The following is a 19,538-nucleotide window of genomic DNA, read 5'->3' as shown; positions in this document are numbered from 1 at the left end:
CGCACATCACAATAGAATTGCATATTAACAAAAACACTTGGAGAAAAGCATAATCTCCACTCTTTATAAAATATTGCTGTAGATTCTTTTGAAAATCAAAAACTTCATTAAAGAAATGATGGTAAAAATCAGAACTGATTTTTACATTTACGTTTTTATATTATCCTCAAATTAAGCTGTATTCTCGTTTCAGTGATTCAGAAACTTGTTCATAACTGATAATTTATCCTTGACTTTAACTTAAAATATTAACAATTGGAAATATAGTCGGGGAGGTTTTTTCAAATCTTCCATAAACTTTTGTTTTTATCTCATCTATTATTTAGATTTACAACTCCCCAACTCTTCAGGAGGGACTTTATCATGACTGAAATTAAAACGGCCTTCGACTTCAAAAATTTTTCTCCTGAAGCTCTCGCTGAAAAATTAAAAAATCAGCATTTTGCAGACTCTATTGATATCATCAATGATCTCGATATCATGGAACGTGTCACTATTCTTAGTCTTCTACCTCTTGATTATGTTATCGAACTTTTTGATAAACCAGAGCTTGAGCAACCTGCTGCCATCCTAGAACTTCTCCCTATAAATCGTGCTGTTGAAATTCTTGATGGCATGTCTGCCGATGCTGCTGCAGACGTCTTTCAAGAAATGGATAAAGAAACCCGCACACGACTTTATGCCTTGCTTAACCCCTTAACGCGCGCTGAACTTAAAAAACTCACCAGTTATCCTGACCATACAGCAGGAGCACTGATGACAACAGAGTTTATAGCCGTTCCTTCGAACTGGACCATACAAAAAACTTTGGATCACATTCGTGAAGTCGAGCGAACACGTGAAACAGTTTATACCAGCTATGTGATTGATCCTAAAACAGGTACTCTTCTCAAAGCTGTTTCACTGCGTAACCTTATTCTTGCCTCACCTGATGAACAAATTCTTAATGTCCCTACCCATGACTCGCCCATTACAATATCGCCCTTCACACATCATGAAGATATCGCACGCCTTTTCCAACGCCATGATCTTCTCTCTGTGCCTGTAGTTGATGAAAGTAACCATGTCATTGGCATTGTAACCGTTGATGACGTGCTTGATACTATGGTCGATGAGATGAATGAAGATGCCTATAAATTTGGGGGTATGGAAGCGCTTAATAAGCCCTATATGCAAATTAAGTTTCCTGAAATGATGAAAAAACGTGGCGGGTGGCTCGCTTTACTCTTTATCGGTGAAATGCTGACAGCAAGCGCTATGCAGCATTTCGAAACAGAACTCGAAAAAGCGATTATTCTTACACTGTTCATACCTCTCATTATGAGCTCAGGAGGAAATTCCGGCTCACAAGCTACATCCCTTATTATCCGTGCATTGGCTTTACGTGAACTCACATTAAAAGACTGGTGGAAAGTTATTATTCGTGAAATTCCAACAGGATTATCCCTTGGTCTCTTACTCGGAATTATTGGTGTTACGCGCATTGCTCTTTGGCAAAAACTGGGTATCTACGACTATGGCCAACATTGGATTGCTATTTCGACAACAGTGGGTACAGCTTTAGTTGGAATCGTTACCTTTGGTTCTCTTTCTGGATCTATGTTGCCTTTTATTCTTAAAGGTTTAAAATTTGATCCAGCAAGTGCTTCTGCTCCTTTTGTGGCAACTTTAGTAGATGTCATGGGCATTATAATCTATTTTTCTGTAGCTTCCCTCATTTTGTCAGGAACTCTCCTTTAAACATGTAAAGTAAAAACTCTTACTTATGGAAAAATCTTGTCATGTAACCTAAGATTCTTTCCATAAGAGAATAAGCTTTATTATTTATTTTTCTAGCGCACCGCTCTATAGATAATTTATTATTTTTTTTGAATAATAGCTCCGAATAGCGTAATTTCACCTCATCATAAAGCTTCTCATATTAAATCGATTAAAGTCATCTTCTTGCCAGTCACAAACGAGATCGGTGTATGGCTAAAAACTATTCAAGAAAAAATAAAATACTTCTTATATCATCTCTCTCTCGTATCAAAAACTGGCGCAATATTGACAGCTGAGAAAGAATAATAATGATGATACTCAACAAGCTTTATATTTCTTCACAAAGGCGTTAATAGTATACTATTCGCGTATGTTATATCATTTATGAGCCCTATCATGGAATGGATGTAGTGTACATTAAGCGATCTCTCTTAAGTACATGAATATGCAACAAAAAGTATATTCTGTTTAAAGTGTTCTGTTTGGCATGAAAAGCATACTCCTATTAGAGAATGCAATTAACAAAAAAGTGTAAGGCAATGCACTATCTCCATGGTTTAAAAAATATTACTTTAGATGCTTTTGAAATCATAAATTGGATTAACGGCAAAAATGGGAATTTTCTTTGGATACCTTCATATTCTTTCTAAATAAGACTGTATTCCGGGTTCATAAATAAATCAAAAGATATAACTCTTGCCCTAATCTGGCATACAAAAGCTAGAACTTCTTATAAAATTCTTAATCGTCTCAATATTTACCTCAAATACACGATTGCATTAGATCTGGATTTTGATTGACAAGTTATTGAATAAGAAAAAGCTTTATTTAGAATAAAAATATTGTAAAATTGTCAATAAATTGGCTATGGATTGAGAGATATTCCGGATTTTTATCAATCTCTTTGCAAAACAACAACAACAACAATACCGCTAGCTTTATACTTACTTACTCTTACAAGAATTCATATAAATTTCTTGTGTCATATTGATAAAAATCAAATTGACTGTGATTTTTGGGATAATTCTTAGCTCGAGAATAGAACATACGTATTATAAAAAACTTTTACGAAGCTTCAGAAATTGAAGCTCAATAGAGCCTTAAAGACTTGGATAAATAGTTTTGCCATAAAAATATTGCCTCCATCTTCCAAAATTATAAAAAAACATGTAAAAGGTTTTCTAATAATCAGGCAAAGAATATAAAGACTTTGCCTCAAATGAAATTTCATTAAACGAAAAGAAGAAAATTTATGCGATTGCGTAACATTGCCATCATTGCCCACGTTGACCATGGGAAAACAACGCTTGTAGACGGGCTTCTCAAGCAATCAGGAAACTTCCGTGATAATCAACGTACAAGCGAACGTATGATGGATTCAAACGATATTGAGAAAGAACGCGGAATTACAATCCTAGCGAAAGTGACATCTGTTGTTTGGAAAGATACTCGAATTAATATTGTTGATACACCAGGACACGCTGACTTTGGTGGAGAAGTTGAACGCATCCTCAATATGGTTGATGGAGCCATCGTCCTTGTTGATGCAGCTGAAGGACCAATGCCACAAACAAAATTTGTCGTTGGCAAAGCATTGAAAGTAGGTTTGCGCCCTATTGTTGCTATTAATAAAATTGACCGACCTGATGCACGCGTTGATGAAGTTATTAATGAGGTTTTTGACCTTTTCGCTGCTCTTGACGCAACTGATGAACAGCTTGATTTTCCCATTCTTTATGGTTCAGGACGCGATGGATGGATGGCTGAAGCCCCCGAGGGACCAAAAGATCAAGGATTAGGTCCTTTATTTGATCTTGTAACGCGGCATGTTCCTTCCCCTAGCGTCGCAGAAGGCCCGTTCCGCATGATTGGAACTATTCTTGAAGCAGATCCGTTTTTGGGACGAATTATTACAGGTCGTATTCATTCCGGCTCTCTAAAACCCAATCAAAATGTCAAGGTTCTGGGACAAGATGGAAAACTTTTAGAAACTGGGCGGATTTCAAAAATTCTAGCATTTCGTGGTCTAGAACGGCAACCTATTGAAGAAGGAAGTGCTGGTGATATTGTTGCGATTGCAGGTCTGCAAAAAGGTACCGTCGCTGATACTTTCTGTGATCCTACGGTTAATGAACCCCTTACTGCCCAACCAATTGATCCTCCTACTGTGACGATGAGTTTTCTCGTCAACGATAGCCCCCTTGCAGGAACTGAAGGAGATAAAGTAACAAGTCGTGTCATTCGTGACCGATTGTTAAAAGAAGCTGAAGGCAATGTCGCTCTTAAAATTGAAGAATCAGCCGATAAAGATTCTTTCTACGTTTCAGGACGAGGAGAATTACAGCTTGCAGTTCTTATTGAAAATATGCGCCGTGAAGGATTTGAGCTTAGTGTTTCACGTCCACGTGTTGTTATGCAAAAAGATGAAAATGGAACAATTCTTGAGCCAATCGAAGAAGTTGTTATCGATGTCGATGAAGAATATTCCGGTACTGTTGTACAAAAAATGTCTGAACGTAAGGGTGAAATGGTAGAATTACGTCCTTCTGGAGGTCATCGTGTCCGCCTTGTCTTTTACGCCCCAACTAGAGGACTTATTGGTTATCAATCTGAACTTTTAACGGACACACGTGGTACAGCAATTATGAATCGCCTTTTCCATGCTTATGAACCTTATAAAGGAGACATTGCTGGTCGCGTTAATGGTGTTATGATTTCTAATGACAACGGTGAATCTGTTGCTTATGCTCTTTTTAATCTTGAAGATCGTGGACCTATGATCATTGATGCAGGTGTGAAAGTCTATCAAGGTATGATTATTGGCATCCACTCACGCGATAATGACTTAGAAGTTAATGTGTTAAAAGGAAAAAAACTTACTAATATGCGCGCTTCCGGAAAAGATGAAGCGGTAAAGTTAACGCCTCCCATTAAAATGACATTAGAACGTGCCTTATCATGGATACAAGATGATGAACTTGTGGAGGTAACCCCTAAAAATATTCGTCTACGCAAACTCTATCTTGATCCCAATGAACGTAAACGTTTTGAAAAAACACGTGCATCAATTTCAAGTTAATTTCATAATCTCTTTGGTAAAATATTTAATTGTATTGAGCCTCACTATATTCCAGAAAGGATGTCTCTATGAATATTAAGGAAATACCCGTAGGCAAAAATCCACCAGAAGATATTAACGTTATTGTGGAAGTCTCTCTTGGTGGTCAGCCAATAAAATATGAGATGGATAAAAAGTCGGGTGCATTATTTGTTGACCGTTTTCTTCATACATCGATGGTTTATCCTGGAAATTACGGTTTTGTCCCTCATACGCTTTCAGATGATGGTGATCCTATTGATGTCCTTATCTGTAATACCCGTCCACTTATACCTGGTTGTGTTATCAATGTTCGCCCCATCGGAGCTCTAATGATGGAAGATGATGGTGGTAAAGATGAAAAAATTATTGCCATTCCCACGACAAAATTAACAAAACGCTATATCAATATTCATGACTATACAGATCTGCCCGAGATTACACTCAAACAAATTGAACATTTCTTCAAGCATTATAAAGATCTGGAACCTGGAAAATGGGCTAAAATTGAAGGATGGCGTGATAAAAACTTTGCTCATGAATTAATTAAGCAAGCTGTTGAGCGCAATAAAAAAGTATAACGATTTTAATAAAATAAAGCCTATAAAAAATAGGCTTTGTTCTTTATTTTTTCTACGAGATGCAATCTCTAAAGGATTGCCATATCTGCTTTAGCTCTTCTAAATGTGTTGAAAAGTAAAGTTGTTTGTAGCGAGATATTGCGCCGCTTTTCAGAGAAATAGAAGAAGATGGGATTTTCCACTGCTTCGCAAGAAATTTAATGAGAGCTTTATTCGCTTTTCCATCTTCAGGAACAGCACGAAGGCGTATAACCAGATATTGCTTTTCACCATCCCTACATTCAACCCCTATTATTTTGTCAACAGATGATTTGGGAATGAGATATACAAATAAAATCAAGTTATTTTTATCAACTTGATAAAACATGTATTCGCCTCAAGTAACATTTCTATACATACATGTTTGCGTAAACACGCCACATAAAAGTACGAATAAAATAAATAATAACGAACACTATAATAGGTGAAATATCAATTGTTCCCAAATTGGGTAAAATTTGCCGGATACGGCTTAGAACGGGATTTGTAAGACGATATAGAAAGCTTCCTATCAAAACAACAAAGCGATTGCGTGAATTTATGATATTAAAGACATAAAGCCAAGAAAAAATGACACTAGCGATTAAAATATCAATATAAATCTCAAAAATCAAATCAATCGTTCGAAGCAATGCATAAATCATGCGTCATCCCTTTCAATCAAGGAAACAGAAGAGCGTATAGAAAACCTTCATTAAAGCAGGCCTGTGTATCAAAAAATGGTTTTATATTTCAATACTCTTTTTTCTTGAATAAAAACCAGACATCTAAATTCTTCATCTCTCTATTTAATGACGATGCAGTTAGAAAACAAATATCAAAATTAAAAATAGCACATAAAATAGAAGAAACGGCAAAAAATCTGAATATCCCTTATAGGATTAATCTTAAATCTCATCGTTTTAATTATTAATTATAAAAAACAAACAAACTAAAAGCGGCCTTTAAAAGGCCGTTTTTAGTTTTAAAATTATTTTTGCAAAGCAGTCAAACGATTAAGAGCACTGCTAAAACCATCTAGCTGAACAAATAAATCATTCAAAGCTGGTTCACCTGCAGCAGCAATTGTCATCGCCAACTTTAACTGTTTTCCAGAACGCAAAGCTGCTACGTGATTTTTGTCAAAAACGACAGGAACCACACAACCTGCTGGCACACAAGTCCTTATACCAGTTTCAATAACAGCTTTCCCTTCATCAACTTGCAAACGAACAGGTTTAGAAACCAAAATGCCAAAAGGAACGGTTAAGCTACCTGATACAACACCCTCAGCATTGAGAATAAGGCTCATAGCCACAACAACACGCCCTTGCTCATTTACTTCTTGACGATGCATAAAGCAAACTTTTTTCCCTTCTTGTAACCCACAATTAATGGTCCACAAGCCATAGGTTTCAGTTAAAGAAGAAGCACCATTTGGTAATGTCTCTACTGCATCTTTTGGTGCAGAAGGCTTTGAACCTGTTGCAAATGCAACAGATGAAATACTCAAAAGAGTACAAACTATAAGTAAATTAAATAACTTTTTCATTTTATATCCCTGTTCTTTACATAAAAGAGAAACATATTTATTATTTATAAATTAATATAAAGCATCTCAATACAAAAAGCTTTCTTATAATCATATAGCTTTTATAACAACCGAAGGCTACCTCGAAATTCGCTAACAACTTTCATATAAACATGCTTTTTAAAAGAAACAACAATTAAAGGAAGGGTTTCTAGATCAACCCATTTCCATTGATCGAACTCCGCTTTATTGCCTTCTGGCGGCGGATTAATCGCAATTTCAGAAAGCTTTCCTGTAAACTGGAAAGCAAACCACTTTTGTATTTGTCCACGATATTTATTGCTTAATGTGCACCCAATAAGTTCTTGTGGAAAATCATAGTGAAACCAATTTTGTGCTTCTTTAATCAACTTTATAGATCGAATACCCGTTTCTTCATAAAGTTCACGATACGCTGCATCTAATGGTTTTTCATCTTCATCAATCCCTCCTTGAGGAAGCTGCCAACGATGAGATATGTCAATATCTGCATCTGGATGAATGGGCATCATTAAACGACGCCCAACCCACACTTTACCCTCATGATTAAAGACAACAATCCCAACACATTTGCGATATGGAAGAATCTTCAAATTAATACCTGCATCCATTTAATATTCCTCAAAATCGCAAGCTATAGATATCAATTCTCACTTTAACACATCCTTATTGGGATCTGGTGGAAATGCTGCATTTACCATTTCACCTCGTAATAGTTTATAGGCCTCATTCAATTGAATATCATCTTTAGGGTCTTTGGGAACAAAAGCAGCTGAACCAGATCCTTTATTACTCTCTCGTTTTCCTTTGATATGTCCTTTTAATGCAGACTCACCAACTTTTACATCATAACCCTTATATTTTTCGGGGAGTGGCTGCTCTACAATAATATCAGGCGTGATCCCTGTTCCTTGAATAGAAGTGCCAGATGGCGTGTAATAAAGTGCTGTTGTTAAGCGTAAAGCCCCATTTTCACCCAAAGGAATAATTGTTTGAACAGATCCTTTACCAAAAGACTGCGTCCCTAAAATTGTTGCACGACGATGATCTTGCAATGCACCCGCAACAATTTCGGAAGCACTTGCCGAACCACCATTAATAAGAACAATGAGCGGTTTTCCATTGATGACATCACCTGGCTTCGCATCAAATCTTGTCACATCACTCTTTTTGCGCCCACGAGTCGACACAATTTCACCTTTATTGAGAAAAGCACTCGAAACATTAACAGCTTGATCTAAAAGCCCACCCGGATTAAGCCGCAAATCAAGAACGTAACCTTTTAGCTTATCTTCAGGAATTTTAGATTGGATATCTTTAATTGCCGCTAGAAGATTATTTAATGTCTGCTCAGAAAACTGAATAACTCTCACATATCCAATGTCACCCTCAACCCGATATTTCACCGCTTTTACTTTGATAATATCACGAATAATCTTCACTTCAAATGGCTTATCAACGCCAGAACGAATAATTGTTAAGGTAATTGATGTTCCAGGAGCACCTCGCATCTTATTAACAGCTTCATTCAATGTTTGACCATTCGTTTGTACATCATCAATTTTTGAAATAAGGTCTCCTGCTAGAATACCTGCTTTTGAAGCAGGAGTATCATCCATTGGTGAAACAACTTTAATTAAGTTTTTTTCCATAGTGACCTCAATACCAAGACCTCCGAACTCTCCTTTCGTAGAATCCCGCATATCCTTGGCTTCTTCGGCATTCAAATAAGATGAATGAGGGTCCAGTGATGTGAGCATGCCATTGATAGCATTTTCAATAAGCTTTTTATCATCTGGAACTGTAACATATTGCATACGCACACGCTCAAAAACATCGCCAAATATAGCTAGCTTTTTATATGCATTATCTTCATTATTCGCAGCAACAGACTGCACCATAATCATTGAACAGGCGCCGAGCAATACCCCAGCGACCAAAAGAATAACTTTACGAATCATTTTGGCTCCTTCTTATTTTTTCAGTCTGCCACCAAGGAGTTGGATTTACAGGTTTTCCCTGCTTTCTAAACTCAATGTAAAGCATTGGAGAAGTTTTTCCTATATCCAATGCAACACTGTTTGAAATAAATTGCATCTCCATTATACCCAGAGGCTCACCTGAAAGAACAAACTGCCCCTGTTTTACATTAATTCTCGACATTCCAGTAAGAATGATATGATAACCATTTCCAACGTTGAGAATGATTAAATGTCCGTAAGAACGAAATGGCCCAGCAAAAGCAACAAAAGCATCCACAGGTGATATAACAACAGCTCCTGACTCTGTTTCTATCGTTTCACCAAAGCGCGTAATCTGCGAACTTTTGTTAGAGTGATGTATTCTTTTTCCTGAAACAGGAAAAAGTAAAGAACCTTTTCGGCTTTCAAAATTGGACTGTTCTAACAATTGCAAACTTTTCCGTACCTGTACTGATGCATCAGAGCTAAGTTTTGACTGACGATCAAGCTCTAAAATCAATTCTTCCAAAGACTGCGCTTTTTTAGCAAGAGCAATATTTTTTCGTTGCTGTTCTGTAAGTTCTTTTTCTGATTTTGTTTGTAGTTTGTTTTTTTTGTCTAATAAAAGCTCTAAACGTTTTCGCTGCTCTGCTTGATTTTGCAGTTTTGTCTTTAATCCTGTATATTCCCTAGTAATGGAATTACTCAAATTGGTCAACTCCTTGAGTTTTACTGTTAAATCTCGTGTTTTCTCCTGCATCTGAGGAATAACTGTACCTAATAAAACAGAACTACGTATAGAAGCCAACGCGTCCTCTGGCTGTATCATAAGAGCAGGAGGCGGATTCAATCCCATACGCTCCAAAATTGCAAGAACTTCTGCAAATTCAGCACGACGATTTTTTAAACTTTGATAGACTTGTACCCGCTTTTCTATCATTTTTTTAAGCTTTTCTTCCCTTTTAGCAATATCATCTGCTACTATACGTTCTTCTTTAGCCGCCTTTATGAGTGCATCACTCAAAACACGTTGATCTTTTTTTAAATGCTCAACTTGATGCATAAGAAAAGCAACACGCTCACGCGAAAGTGAAATATTTTGGCGAATTTCTCCCAATTCTTTATGGACTTCCGTACTCCTCATTGTATCTTCCGCATGCGATACAGAAAAGCAAAAAAACATACTCAAGAGCAGAATGACAAATATGACGCACTCCTCATATAAATATAGCATCTTTCTATGAAGAAGCTTTTTCATTTGCAAAAACCATGACACCTCATCGTATACATTAGAGATGCTTTAAATGGTGTCAGCTAAAACAATATTAATAAACATATAAATAAGTGCTAAAAATTGAACAAAAATATTAAAAACGATGATACGGATGATTATTTTCAATTGTTACAGCGCGATAAAGTTGTTCTGTAAGAAGAATACGTGCAATTTGATGTGGCCACGTCATCAAACCAAAAGATAAAAGAAAATCAGCACGCTTCCTTATTTGCTCATTATGCCCATCAGGTCCTCCCAAAGCAATGACGACATCTCGAATTCCCTCATCACGATAACACCTCAATTTTTCAGAAAAAGAAGTTGACGAAATCGATTCTCCACGCTCATCTAACACAATTAATCGACATTTTTCAGGTAAAAATTCAATAAGTTTTCTCCCCTCTTCCTCCATACGTTGACAAACTGTTTGAGCACGACTTTCTGGTATCTCTTGTAACTTTTTTAAATGAAAGCCTACAGCACCAGAACTTTTAGAAAAACGATCCAAATAATGTTGAACCAATGTTTGCTCTGCCCCACTTTTCATACGACCAACCGCAAAAATAGAAATTTGCATTTTAATGATCTCCGAAGAGAAGCAAAGCCGTATCGTTTAAATCCGGCGTCATCCATATTTTTTCTAAATTATAAAAAAGACGAATTTCTGGACGAAAAAGATGAATGATAATATCACCTGTATCAATCAATACCCAGTCACCTCCAGCAAGCCCTTCTACACGCGCAAGCCCCTGCCCACTATCTTTCCAAGTATGTAATAAATGATCAGCAACAGAAGATACATGACGCTGCGAATTTGCTGAAGCTATGACCATATAATCAGCCAAAGATGACTTCCCTCGAATATCAATAGCAACAATATCTTCTGCTTTTGTATCTTCTAAACTCTTGAGAATAACTTCAAGACTCTCACTAACAGAAAAAACTTTTTTTTCTTTTGAAGGCATAATATCATAAGAGTGTTTGTGTGCAACGTTTTTCAGATCAATATCCTTTCTTATCGTTGTGTAATGTCAAAAAGAGACTTCTTTAGAAAGAAGCAGAATCTTATGAAATGTTCAAGAAAAATCATTCTTCTCCAAACGAAGGTTTGTTGAAGATTGAAAAGATAAAGGTCCATGCAAATAAGTCCAAACTGGCGGTTTTATAAAAGGTAAGCGCCCACTTTCTCTCTCATCCAAACGAAATCGGCGATAAATCTGTGCCATAGGAGAAAAGAGTGCCGACCTATGGCCTAAAGGACGATCAATAATCGCAATAGGAAGCATAGAGACAATATCACGCCATCGATACCAATGATGTATCGTTGTAAAACTATCCGCTCCCATAATCCATACAAAATTTACACCACTGTAATGGGTAAGAATATGGAAAATTGTATCTACCGATACTTTGCTCCCTATAGCTTTTTCAAAACCTGTCAAGCGAATTTTCGGATGGTCAATAAGTTTAAAACTTAATCGCATTCTCTCCTCTAAAGGGAGTAACTGTGTACAATCCTTTAAAGGATTGCCTGGACTAACCATCCACCATAACTGATCAAGATGTAAACGCCGAATGGCAATTTTTGCAACGAGAAGGTGCCCCGCATGCGGCGGATTAAAAGAACCACCAAAGAGACCTACAACATTAGATCTTTCAACATGTGGCATACAATTTTTCCATGGAAAAAATAGGCTTTTCAAACTCTAACCTGACCATTTCCTTTAACATGATATTGAAATGATGTTAGCTGTTCAACACCTATGGGACCACGTGCATGCATTTTTCCTGTTGCGATACCAATTTCCATTCCAAAACCAAATTCACCTCCATCAGCAAACTGTGTCGATGCATTGTGTAATAAAATAGCTGAATCTAAATGATTAAAAAAGATCTTCACCACTTCCAAATCCTCAGCAATAACCGATTCCGTATGTCCTGATGAATAACGCTTGATATGAGCAATAGCTCCCTCAACCCCCTCAACCGTTTTAACAGAAAGAATAGCATCAAGATATTCATGTGACCAATCTTCTTCAGAGGCTAATTTTACATCTGGCATAAGAAAAACAATATCTTCTGTGGCGCGAATTTCACATCCCTTCTCCTGTAAAGCAGTTAAAACAGGAAGAAACTTTTTTAATGCTTGGCTGTCAATGAGAACTGTCTCAACAGCACCGCATATCCCTGTTCGCCGCAGCTTTGCATTTAAAACAATATTGCGTGCCATATCTAAATCTGCCGATTTATCAATATAAATATGACAAAGTCCCTCCAAATGAGCAAAAATTGGAACACGTGCATCAGACTGAACGCGGGCAACAAGGCTCTTTCCACCACGTGGTACGATCACATCAATCGCTCCATCCAATCCTTTGAGCATTTCCCCAACGGCAGCACGATCTGTCGTTCCAACCATTTGGATAGCATCTTTGGGTAAACCAGAGCGCTCTAATCCTTGTACCAACGCACAATGAAGTGCATGAGAAGAATGAAAGCTATCCGAACCACCGCGCAAAATCGCAGCATTGCCCGCTTTTAAACACAAAGCACTCGCATCAATTGTAACATTTGGGCGACTCTCATAAATAATGCCAATTACACCAAGAGGTGTTCTTACACGACTTATATGAAGCCCATTGGGGCGTGTCCACGCACTTATGACCTGCCCAACAGGATCAGATAAATGAGCAACTTGACGAACACTATCTATCATTGCACCCAAACGCAATTCATCTAATCTAAGCCTATCAATCATTGCTGCTTTCAAATTATTCTGAGCAGCCTTCTCTAAATCCAAACAATTCGCCTGTAAAATTTCATCTGAGTAAGCCTCTAGGCTTAAAGCGATCATTTCTAATGCATTGTTCTTTTGCTCAGAAGAAGCAACAGCCAATGCTGCAGCGGCATAGCGTGCTTTTTGTCCCATATCTTTCATTTTTTCTTCTAAAGTCATCGTATCATCCACTCTGCCAAAATAATAAAAACAAAAGTAACTTTTTTAAACAGAATTGATCAAGCAACGTACAATCATATCATTACGATGCACCATAGCAGAGCGCGCCTCATACCCAAGAATAGCTTCAATTTCTTCACTTTTATGTCCTATAATGCGTACAGCCTCATCTTTGTCATAGCTTACAAGTCCACGCGCAATCTCAACTCCATCTGTACCAACAATTGCAACCGTATCCCCACGCTGGAAATTTCCCTCAACGCCAATAACCCCTGCTGCTAATAATGATTTTCCTGATTCAAGAGCCCTAATGGCTCCTTGATCAATCGTCAAAACACCAGATGGATCTAAATGACCAGAAATCCATGTTTTCCAAGCATTGACAGATTTCTTACTTGCTGCAAAAAAACTCTTGCGTTCACCTTTGTCAATTGCAGCAAGGGGATTCATACGTTTGCCTGAAGTGATAATCATCGCCGTTCCAGCAGCATTAGCTATTTTTCCGGCATCAAGCTTAGTCTTCATTCCTCCCCGCGAAAACTCTGAAGCAGCAACATCTGCCATTTTTTCGATATCATGCGTAATGGATGCAACAAAAGGTATAAATTCAGCCGTAGGATCTCTATGGGGAGACTTTGTATAAAGACCATCAATATCAGATAAAAGTATTAAAAGATCTGCCCTCACCATTGTTGCCACACGTGCAGCTAAACGGTCATTATCACCATAACGAATTTCAGTTGTCGCAACAGTATCATTCTCATTAATAACAGGCACAGCTCCCAAATATAAAAGCATCTCAATCGTTGCACGTGCATTGAGATAACGTCTTCGCTCCTCCGTATCAAATAAAGTAAGCAAAATTTGGCCTGTTTTGAGCCCATGTTGAGCAAGCGCATCACCATAGGTTTTCGCTAACTCAATTTGCCCCAAAGCAGCACATGCCTGACTTTCTTCCAATTTCAAAGCCCCCTTAGGAAGCTGTAGCAATGTCCTTCCTAAAGCAATAGCCCCTGAAGACACCAATAATATCTCTACACCTTTTTTGTGTAATCCAACAACATCACTGATCAAACTTTTAAGCCATTCAACCCGTAACCCTGTCTGAGGATCAACCAAAAGTGCAGATCCAATTTTGACCACGATACGTTTATAGTGTGTGAGTTTTTGCAATCCAACAGCCATCTCAATCAATCCTGCTATCCCCACCGTTCTCCTCTTTACGTGAAATTTCAATAATACGTGCACCAGCACGCAGCACATTTTCTAAACCTTCGCGACTAACCGCAGAAAACATCATAACAGGTTGATCCGTTACTCTTTGTAAAGCTTCCTGTTTCGTTTTACGCTCGTCAACCGTGAGCGTATCTATTTGGCTTAAAGCGACAATTTCAGTCTTATTACTTAGATTGTTTCCATAAGACTCAAGTTCATGACGCACAATTTGATATGCTTTTGCAACATCTTCTTCTTGAGCAGAAATCAAATGAAGGAGGACACGACAACGTTCCACATGTCCTAAAAAACGGTCTCCAATTCCCACCCCTTCATGGGCTCCTTCGATTAACCCCGGAATATCAGCCAAAACAAATTCACGACCATCAATTCGTACAACACCAAGATGAGGATGTAGAGTGGTAAAAGGATAATCTGCAACTTTTGGTTTTGCAGCCGTCACAGAAGCTAAAAAAGTCGATTTCCCAGCATTTGGTAAACCAACAAGTCCCGCATCAGCAATTAACTTCAAACGAAGCCATATTGCACGCTCTTCTCCAGACAAACCTGGATTTGCACGACGCGGTGCCCGATTTGTCGATGTTGTAAAGTGAAGATTGCCAAAACCGCCATTCCCGCCTTTTGCAAGGCGATAGCGCTGTCCCACTTCCGTTAAATCACAGATTAACGTTGTATTATCTTCTTCAAAAATTTGCGTCCCAACCGGAACTTTAAGGATGACATCATCACCCTTCTCACCCGTCATATTACGCCCCTTGCCATGTCCCCCTGTTTTTGCTTTAAAATGTTGTTGGTATCGATAATCAATCAGCGTGTTAAGCCCATCAACAACAAGCGCCCAGACATCACCTCCCCGCCCCCCATTCCCCCCATCAGGCCCCCCAAATTCTATGAATTTTTCACGACGAAATGATACTGCTCCGGAACCTCCATTACCAGAACGAATATAAACTTTAGCTTGATCAAGAAATTTCATTGGAAGCGCTCACTGAGGAATCAATCTTTCTACCTCTATAGGCAATATATTAATTTTACCAGTTTTTCATCATTGTTAACAGAGAAACTCTAAATATCTCTGAATAACTATTTGAAAAAATCATCATACTTAAATACATGCGTAAAGTTAAGCTTTTTCAAATACGTAAGTAAAGTTAAGCCTTCTTAAAAGAAGGTGCTATTCTTGTATTTTTGTTTTTCCCTTAAATTCAAGCGCTAAAAGATAAAGCTCCACTGATTCTGATCGGCTTGCGGGTGGTTTAACATGATAGACTTTTTTAAAATGCTGTTTTAGTATTGTGAGAAGAGTGTTTTCTGCTCCACCTTGAAAAGCCTTTGCCAAAAAATGCCCACCAGGTTTTAGAACAGAAAGAGCAAAATCAGCAGCAACTTCACATAAATAAATCGTTCTTAAATGATCTGTTTGACGATGTCCTGTTGTTGGTGCAGCCATATCAGAAAGCACAACATCCGGCTTTGTTCCTAAAGCATCAATTAATTTCTGCGGTGCATCTGCATGTAAAAAATCCATTTCCAGCATTACAACCCCAGGCAACGGATCAACATGCAAATAATCAATACCAACCACGCTAGGCTTTTCATCACTTGACCCTACTATATGCCCAGCCACCTGACACCATCCCCCAGGTGCTGCTCCTAGATCAATAACCTTTTGTCCTTTTTTCAAAAAACTATAACGTTCATTAATTTCAATGAGTTTATAAGCCGCACGTGAACGATAACCATCTACTTTTGACTGATGAACATAAGGATCATTCAGATGCCTCTCTAACCATCGCCGTGATGAAGCTTTAATGGTTCCTGCTTTCTTTTTTACGCGCTGATATAATTCATGTGACCCTGAACCTCCATAGCCACCCTTGGGTGTTTTTGTTATTTTTTTCATCGTTATTCATTGTCTCCATATTTAGTTCTCTAACGCTTGAAATCTCTGCTCTTTCTATGACGACACCATACACCATCGCGTAACATCAGCTCTATTAAAATTCCTTCCCTTAATCCACGATCAGCAACCCTTAAACGCTGACTTGGCCAAACTTCTCGAATAACATCTAAAATTGCACAACCAGCTAAAACTAAATCTGCTCTCTCTCGCCCAATAAAAGGACTTATTACGCGTTTTTCTATATCCCATGACAATAGGCGTTTTGTCATAAGAGTAATGTCTGCATCATTCATCCAAATGCCATCCACTTTTCTTCTATCATAACGCTCTAAATTAAGATACATTCCTGCTAAAGTCGTAACTGTACCAGAGGTTCCCAAAAGATGAAACTTCGGACCTTGCGCTAACTCTCCTAATTTATGACGATCTGAAAAATTATTTAACAACCTTCGTACATAGCTTTTCATTTTTTCAAAATCGTCTAAACTAATATTATTTCCTCCAAAACGTTCAGCAAGTGTAACAACACCAACAGGAAGAGAAGTCCAAGCGATAATCTGTCCAGATAAACGAAAAGAACGTTTTTGAGAAACATCAAGGAGAACAATTTCTGATGATCCTCCTCCAATATCAAAAAGCACAATTGCATCAATATTTGGCTCAACAAGCGTACTGCACCCTGTAACCGCAAAACGCGCTTCTGTTTGCCGATCAACAATTTCCAATTCAAGACCTGTTTCATCCAAAACACGCTGAATAAAATGCCTACCATTTTCCGCTGAACGGCAAGCTTCCGTTGCAATCAAACGATAACGCTTAATATGCCTTTGTTTTAACTTTAAATGACAAATCTTTAATGCTTCAATCGCACGATCCATAGCTTGCGTATTAAGAAAACCGTTATTTATTAAACCTTCTCCCAATCGTACAATACGAGAAAAAGCATCAACAACACGAAAATATCCAGGTTTACTGGGAGATGCGATAAGAAGACGACAATTATTCGTTCCCAGATCAAGCGCCGCATAAAGAGGTGGGGATTTTACTTGAGAAAACCGTCGAAGAAAAGGAACTTTGAGTTTTTTTGTTTTTTGAGCTCCTATCATTGTCTGACCATGAAACTCAAAAGCTGTTTCCGATTGAATAAAAACCTGTTTCTGTTTACAATATTTTTTTCTCTGTTGTCCCTTTATATCAACAAATATGGAGTGTGCCTCTGTTCGTGACAATGCAGAACGATTGTTTTTATTACTACCACACGGATCATAGAACTGATCTGCTTTAGTATCGCATGTTTCTCCTCGCTTCAACTCTTTTGAACCATAATTTAACGGGGTCATTTCTCTCATCCCTTGAGCGTTTCCCCCAATAAATAAACGCAAAAACTTTTCTACTCACTCCTAAATAAAGCAACAATGCAGCATCAAATGATAAAAGAAACCATTCCTTCTTTTTCTATCATCAAAATTTTCTACGCTAGCATTATTCAGATTTTGGTATAATCTTTTGGTTGTTTTCATGAAATCATTCTTCTCTTTATGAATTGAAAACTATAAATTAATCGTTTACGTTCACATTAATTTTTATAAATTATGCTCTTTTCTTTATACCATTTACCGGAGCACACCTCTATTGTAACAAACCTACACTATCATACTATTTGCTGACTCTTAAGGTTACAACAACCTATACATTAGTACGGCTTATAAGAAAAATTTTTTTAATCTCGTTATCCACACACGAGCCTCGTTTGTTATATACAATGAAATAGCTTTGATTATGCTGGAATAAAAGTTCTGTAGTACTCACAATGCAATTACAATAGCTGTTATTTTGTGAATACCAATAAAAACTATCGTTCAAAAAAATCTCTAGAATTATAAATTTATCTGAAAAATATTAATACATAACCAGACCGCTTAAAAAAAGAATTTAGTCTACTCATTATTGTAAGAAATAAATCGATTATTTCTAATCTTTTTTATTTTTAATAACTAACGAAATCTTTCTTTAAGCATTACGGGAAACACTAACTTGATTTTCTATTACATATAAAGAACTTACTGTGACTTTATATTTCATAAAACTCTCACTATTTCCAACAAATCATCTCGATATCATATTATATAAAACTTCTTACTTATTTAATCTTATAATTTACACTCAGAAATATAATACAACAATTTATGGAAAAATGACTCTTGTTAAAAATACTCGATGGATTCTAAGGACGGAAAGAATTAAGTGCTGCATTTAACCCTTTAAATGGTACAGTAAAAGAAAATACCTTACCTTCTTTAGTTTTATAGGAAATACGTACCTTATTGTTCTGCTCTATTTGTTTAGTCAAAACCGGCCCTACAGGTGATTGTGCCAAACAAACCGTTTCATTACATTGCGTATAATTAATAAGAACAGGTTTTTTAACACCTTTTACAAACATTTGAATCGGAACATTTATATCAGAATTTGGCAATGTTCGAAAAAGCATCACTGCTTGACCACTTGTCGTAGAAACAAGAGACCAACTAAAAATGGTATTTCCTTCTTGATCATGAACCGTCTGTGTCACATTACATATACCTTGCTTATGTTTGAGCTTTTGTTTTTCGTCACAAATCAAAGTCCAATCATAAAACTGCATAATAATTCGACGTGTTTCGCCAGGTTCTCCCTTAGGTATCGATAAGTGCGGTGGATGCACTGTATAAATATTATTGTTCTCGTTGGCAAAGCTTTCGCTCTTGCCTATTAAGGCAAGAGCAAACAGAATCTTTACTAACATACTTCTCGTTTTTACAATAACAGCCATTTTTTCTATTATCATCTCAACCTCAGAGTAATTCCAGCACCTATTCCCCAATGACCTCCAGCACTTGTCACAGACACATTCGAGCGAATATTTCCATCTTCAGATGTATAACCAGCACCAATAGCAAGTGCAGATTGACTGCGCCACAAACCACTCCCAAATGAAACACTTAAAGATCCTGGTATATCATAGTAACGTAAGTTGGACACCGCTAGGCCAATAGCAGCAGCTTGTCTTGCTTCTTTCCGAACATCCTGAATAGCATAATTCAATGTCTCAAACTTCATATCCGTATAGGATTTCGACTCGTTAACACCATCATTGACAAGACCACTAATTTTCTCATCCGTATACTTATTGGCATCTTCAA

At 37.4% G+C, this 19,538-nt stretch carries 19 protein-coding genes; 3 read left to right on the top strand and 16 right to left on the bottom strand.

The features are described from left to right. Positions 1–363 precede the first annotated feature (363 nt). From mgtE to ppa, 3 genes are all read left to right on the top strand, one after another. Positions 364–1,740 (top strand): magnesium transporter, encoded by a 1,377-nt coding sequence (gene mgtE / locus ACFILZ_RS06030; protein ID WP_375606748.1) that lies wholly within the window; start codon positions 364–366, stop codon positions 1,738–1,740. Between the two features lie 1,273 nt (positions 1,741–3,013). Next, a complete protein-coding gene (typA, locus tag ACFILZ_RS06025; RefSeq protein ID WP_375610567.1) occupies positions 3,014–4,840 on the top strand; it encodes a translational GTPase TypA in 1,827 nt (608 codons plus the stop codon). A 68-nt stretch (positions 4,841–4,908) separates the two neighbouring features. Next, complete coding sequence (ppa, locus tag ACFILZ_RS06020; protein ID WP_375606746.1) at positions 4,909–5,439, top strand: inorganic diphosphatase; 531 nt, start codon at positions 4,909–4,911, stop codon at positions 5,437–5,439. A 52-nt stretch (positions 5,440–5,491) separates the two neighbouring features. On the opposite strand, the gene ACFILZ_RS06015 is transcribed toward ppa, so the two are convergent. The 16 genes from ACFILZ_RS06015 to ACFILZ_RS05940 form a co-directional block, all read right to left on the bottom strand. Beyond that, positions 5,492–5,806: a DUF167 domain-containing protein gene (locus ACFILZ_RS06015; RefSeq protein WP_375606745.1), complete on the bottom strand. Its 315-nt coding sequence runs from the start codon at positions 5,804–5,806 to the stop codon at positions 5,492–5,494. A 22-nt stretch (positions 5,807–5,828) separates the two neighbouring features. Further along, complete coding sequence (locus ACFILZ_RS06010; RefSeq protein ID WP_375610568.1) at positions 5,829–6,122, bottom strand: YggT family protein; 294 nt, start codon at positions 6,120–6,122, stop codon at positions 5,829–5,831. A gap of 326 nt (positions 6,123–6,448) precedes the next feature. Next, entirely contained in the window at positions 6,449–7,009 is a 561-nt protein-coding gene (locus ACFILZ_RS06005) for an invasion associated locus B family protein (protein WP_375610569.1), read from the bottom strand. Between the two features lie 101 nt (positions 7,010–7,110). Beyond that, complete coding sequence (locus ACFILZ_RS06000; RefSeq protein ID WP_375606742.1) at positions 7,111–7,638, bottom strand: RNA pyrophosphohydrolase; 528 nt, start codon at positions 7,636–7,638, stop codon at positions 7,111–7,113. 39 nt (positions 7,639–7,677) lie between these two features. Next, the gene (locus ACFILZ_RS05995) at positions 7,678–8,988 is read right to left on the bottom strand and encodes a S41 family peptidase (protein ID WP_375610570.1); all 1,311 of its coding nucleotides are present in this window, start codon (positions 8,986–8,988) and stop codon (positions 7,678–7,680) included. Continuing rightward, positions 8,978–10,222 (bottom strand): murein hydrolase activator EnvC family protein, encoded by a 1,245-nt coding sequence (locus tag ACFILZ_RS05990; protein ID WP_375610579.1) that lies wholly within the window; start codon positions 10,220–10,222, stop codon positions 8,978–8,980. The genes ACFILZ_RS05995 and ACFILZ_RS05990 overlap by 11 nt, the downstream gene beginning before the upstream one ends. A 133-nt stretch (positions 10,223–10,355) precedes the next feature. Then, complete coding sequence (rlmH, locus tag ACFILZ_RS05985; protein WP_375610571.1) at positions 10,356–10,838, bottom strand: 23S rRNA (pseudouridine(1915)-N(3))-methyltransferase RlmH; 483 nt, start codon at positions 10,836–10,838, stop codon at positions 10,356–10,358. 1 nt (position 10,839) lies between these two features. Then, positions 10,840–11,226, bottom strand: a complete 387-nt coding sequence (rsfS, locus tag ACFILZ_RS05980; protein ID WP_375610572.1) for a ribosome silencing factor — start codon at positions 11,224–11,226, stop codon at positions 10,840–10,842. Positions 11,227–11,337: 111 nt separating this feature from the next. After that, positions 11,338–11,931, bottom strand: a complete 594-nt coding sequence (locus tag ACFILZ_RS05975; RefSeq protein ID WP_375606738.1) for a nicotinate-nucleotide adenylyltransferase — start codon at positions 11,929–11,931, stop codon at positions 11,338–11,340. Between the two features lie 29 nt (positions 11,932–11,960). Beyond that, positions 11,961–13,217: a glutamate-5-semialdehyde dehydrogenase gene (locus ACFILZ_RS05970; protein WP_375606737.1), complete on the bottom strand. Its 1,257-nt coding sequence runs from the start codon at positions 13,215–13,217 to the stop codon at positions 11,961–11,963. 45 nt (positions 13,218–13,262) lie between these two features. Continuing rightward, on the bottom strand, positions 13,263–14,402 hold the full coding sequence (proB, locus tag ACFILZ_RS05965; protein WP_375610580.1) for a glutamate 5-kinase: 1,140 nt from the start codon (positions 14,400–14,402) through the stop codon (positions 13,263–13,265). A gap of 1 nt (position 14,403) precedes the next feature. Further along, a complete protein-coding gene (gene obgE, locus ACFILZ_RS05960) occupies positions 14,404–15,429 on the bottom strand; it encodes a GTPase ObgE (RefSeq protein ID WP_375606736.1) in 1,026 nt (341 codons plus the stop codon). Positions 15,430–15,627: 198 nt separating this feature from the next. Then, positions 15,628–16,356, bottom strand: a complete 729-nt coding sequence (locus tag ACFILZ_RS05955; protein WP_375609166.1) for an RlmE family RNA methyltransferase — start codon at positions 16,354–16,356, stop codon at positions 15,628–15,630. A gap of 29 nt (positions 16,357–16,385) precedes the next feature. Continuing rightward, positions 16,386–17,696, bottom strand: coding sequence for a Ppx/GppA phosphatase family protein (locus tag ACFILZ_RS05950; RefSeq protein WP_375610573.1), 1,311 nt, complete (start codon positions 17,694–17,696; stop codon positions 16,386–16,388). An 884-nt stretch (positions 17,697–18,580) separates the two neighbouring features. After that, complete coding sequence (locus ACFILZ_RS05945) at positions 18,581–19,183, bottom strand: invasion associated locus B family protein (protein ID WP_375606733.1); 603 nt, start codon at positions 19,181–19,183, stop codon at positions 18,581–18,583. Continuing rightward, positions 19,180–19,538, bottom strand: a 359-nt coding sequence (locus ACFILZ_RS05940; RefSeq protein WP_375610574.1) for a YadA-like family protein, incomplete at its 5' end; no start/stop codon positions are given. The genes ACFILZ_RS05940 and ACFILZ_RS05945, both read right to left, overlap by 4 nt.

It is taken from the genome of Bartonella sp. AP40SXNS (genome assembly GCF_042195825.1).
GTDB lineage: Bacteria > Pseudomonadota > Alphaproteobacteria > Rhizobiales > Rhizobiaceae > Bartonella.
This window is presented reverse-complemented; position numbering and strand designations above follow the sequence as displayed.

Coding starts and splice junctions, on each gene's coding strand:
- ppa (WP_375606746.1), top strand. CDS start 4,909: ATGAATATTAAGGAAATACCCGTAGGCAAAAATCCACCAGAAGATATT.
- ACFILZ_RS05955 (WP_375609166.1), bottom strand. CDS start 16,356: ATGAAAAAAATAACAAAAACACCCAAGGGTGGCTATGGAGGTTCAGGG.
- ACFILZ_RS06015 (WP_375606745.1), bottom strand. CDS start 5,806: ATGTTTTATCAAGTTGATAAAAATAACTTGATTTTATTTGTATATCTC.
- proB (WP_375610580.1), bottom strand. CDS start 14,402: ATGGCTGTTGGATTGCAAAAACTCACACACTATAAACGTATCGTGGTC.
- ACFILZ_RS06000 (WP_375606742.1), bottom strand. CDS start 7,638: ATGGATGCAGGTATTAATTTGAAGATTCTTCCATATCGCAAATGTGTT.
- typA (WP_375610567.1), top strand. CDS start 3,014: ATGCGATTGCGTAACATTGCCATCATTGCCCACGTTGACCATGGGAAA.
- ACFILZ_RS05950 (WP_375610573.1), bottom strand. CDS start 17,696: ATGACCCCGTTAAATTATGGTTCAAAAGAGTTGAAGCGAGGAGAAACA.
- ACFILZ_RS05990 (WP_375610579.1), bottom strand. CDS start 10,222: ATGCTATATTTATATGAGGAGTGCGTCATATTTGTCATTCTGCTCTTG.
- ACFILZ_RS05975 (WP_375606738.1), bottom strand. CDS start 11,931: ATGCCACATGTTGAAAGATCTAATGTTGTAGGTCTCTTTGGTGGTTCT.
- rlmH (WP_375610571.1), bottom strand. CDS start 10,838: ATGCAAATTTCTATTTTTGCGGTTGGTCGTATGAAAAGTGGGGCAGAG.
- ACFILZ_RS05945 (WP_375606733.1), bottom strand. CDS start 19,183: ATGATAATAGAAAAAATGGCTGTTATTGTAAAAACGAGAAGTATGTTA.
- ACFILZ_RS05995 (WP_375610570.1), bottom strand. CDS start 8,988: ATGATTCGTAAAGTTATTCTTTTGGTCGCTGGGGTATTGCTCGGCGCC.
- obgE (WP_375606736.1), bottom strand. CDS start 15,429: ATGAAATTTCTTGATCAAGCTAAAGTTTATATTCGTTCTGGTAATGGA.
- ACFILZ_RS06005 (WP_375610569.1), bottom strand. CDS start 7,009: ATGAAAAAGTTATTTAATTTACTTATAGTTTGTACTCTTTTGAGTATT.
- rsfS (WP_375610572.1), bottom strand. CDS start 11,226: ATGCCTTCAAAAGAAAAAAAAGTTTTTTCTGTTAGTGAGAGTCTTGAA.
- mgtE (WP_375606748.1), top strand. CDS start 364: ATGACTGAAATTAAAACGGCCTTCGACTTCAAAAATTTTTCTCCTGAA.
- ACFILZ_RS05970 (WP_375606737.1), bottom strand. CDS start 13,217: ATGACTTTAGAAGAAAAAATGAAAGATATGGGACAAAAAGCACGCTAT.
- ACFILZ_RS06010 (WP_375610568.1), bottom strand. CDS start 6,122: ATGATTTATGCATTGCTTCGAACGATTGATTTGATTTTTGAGATTTAT.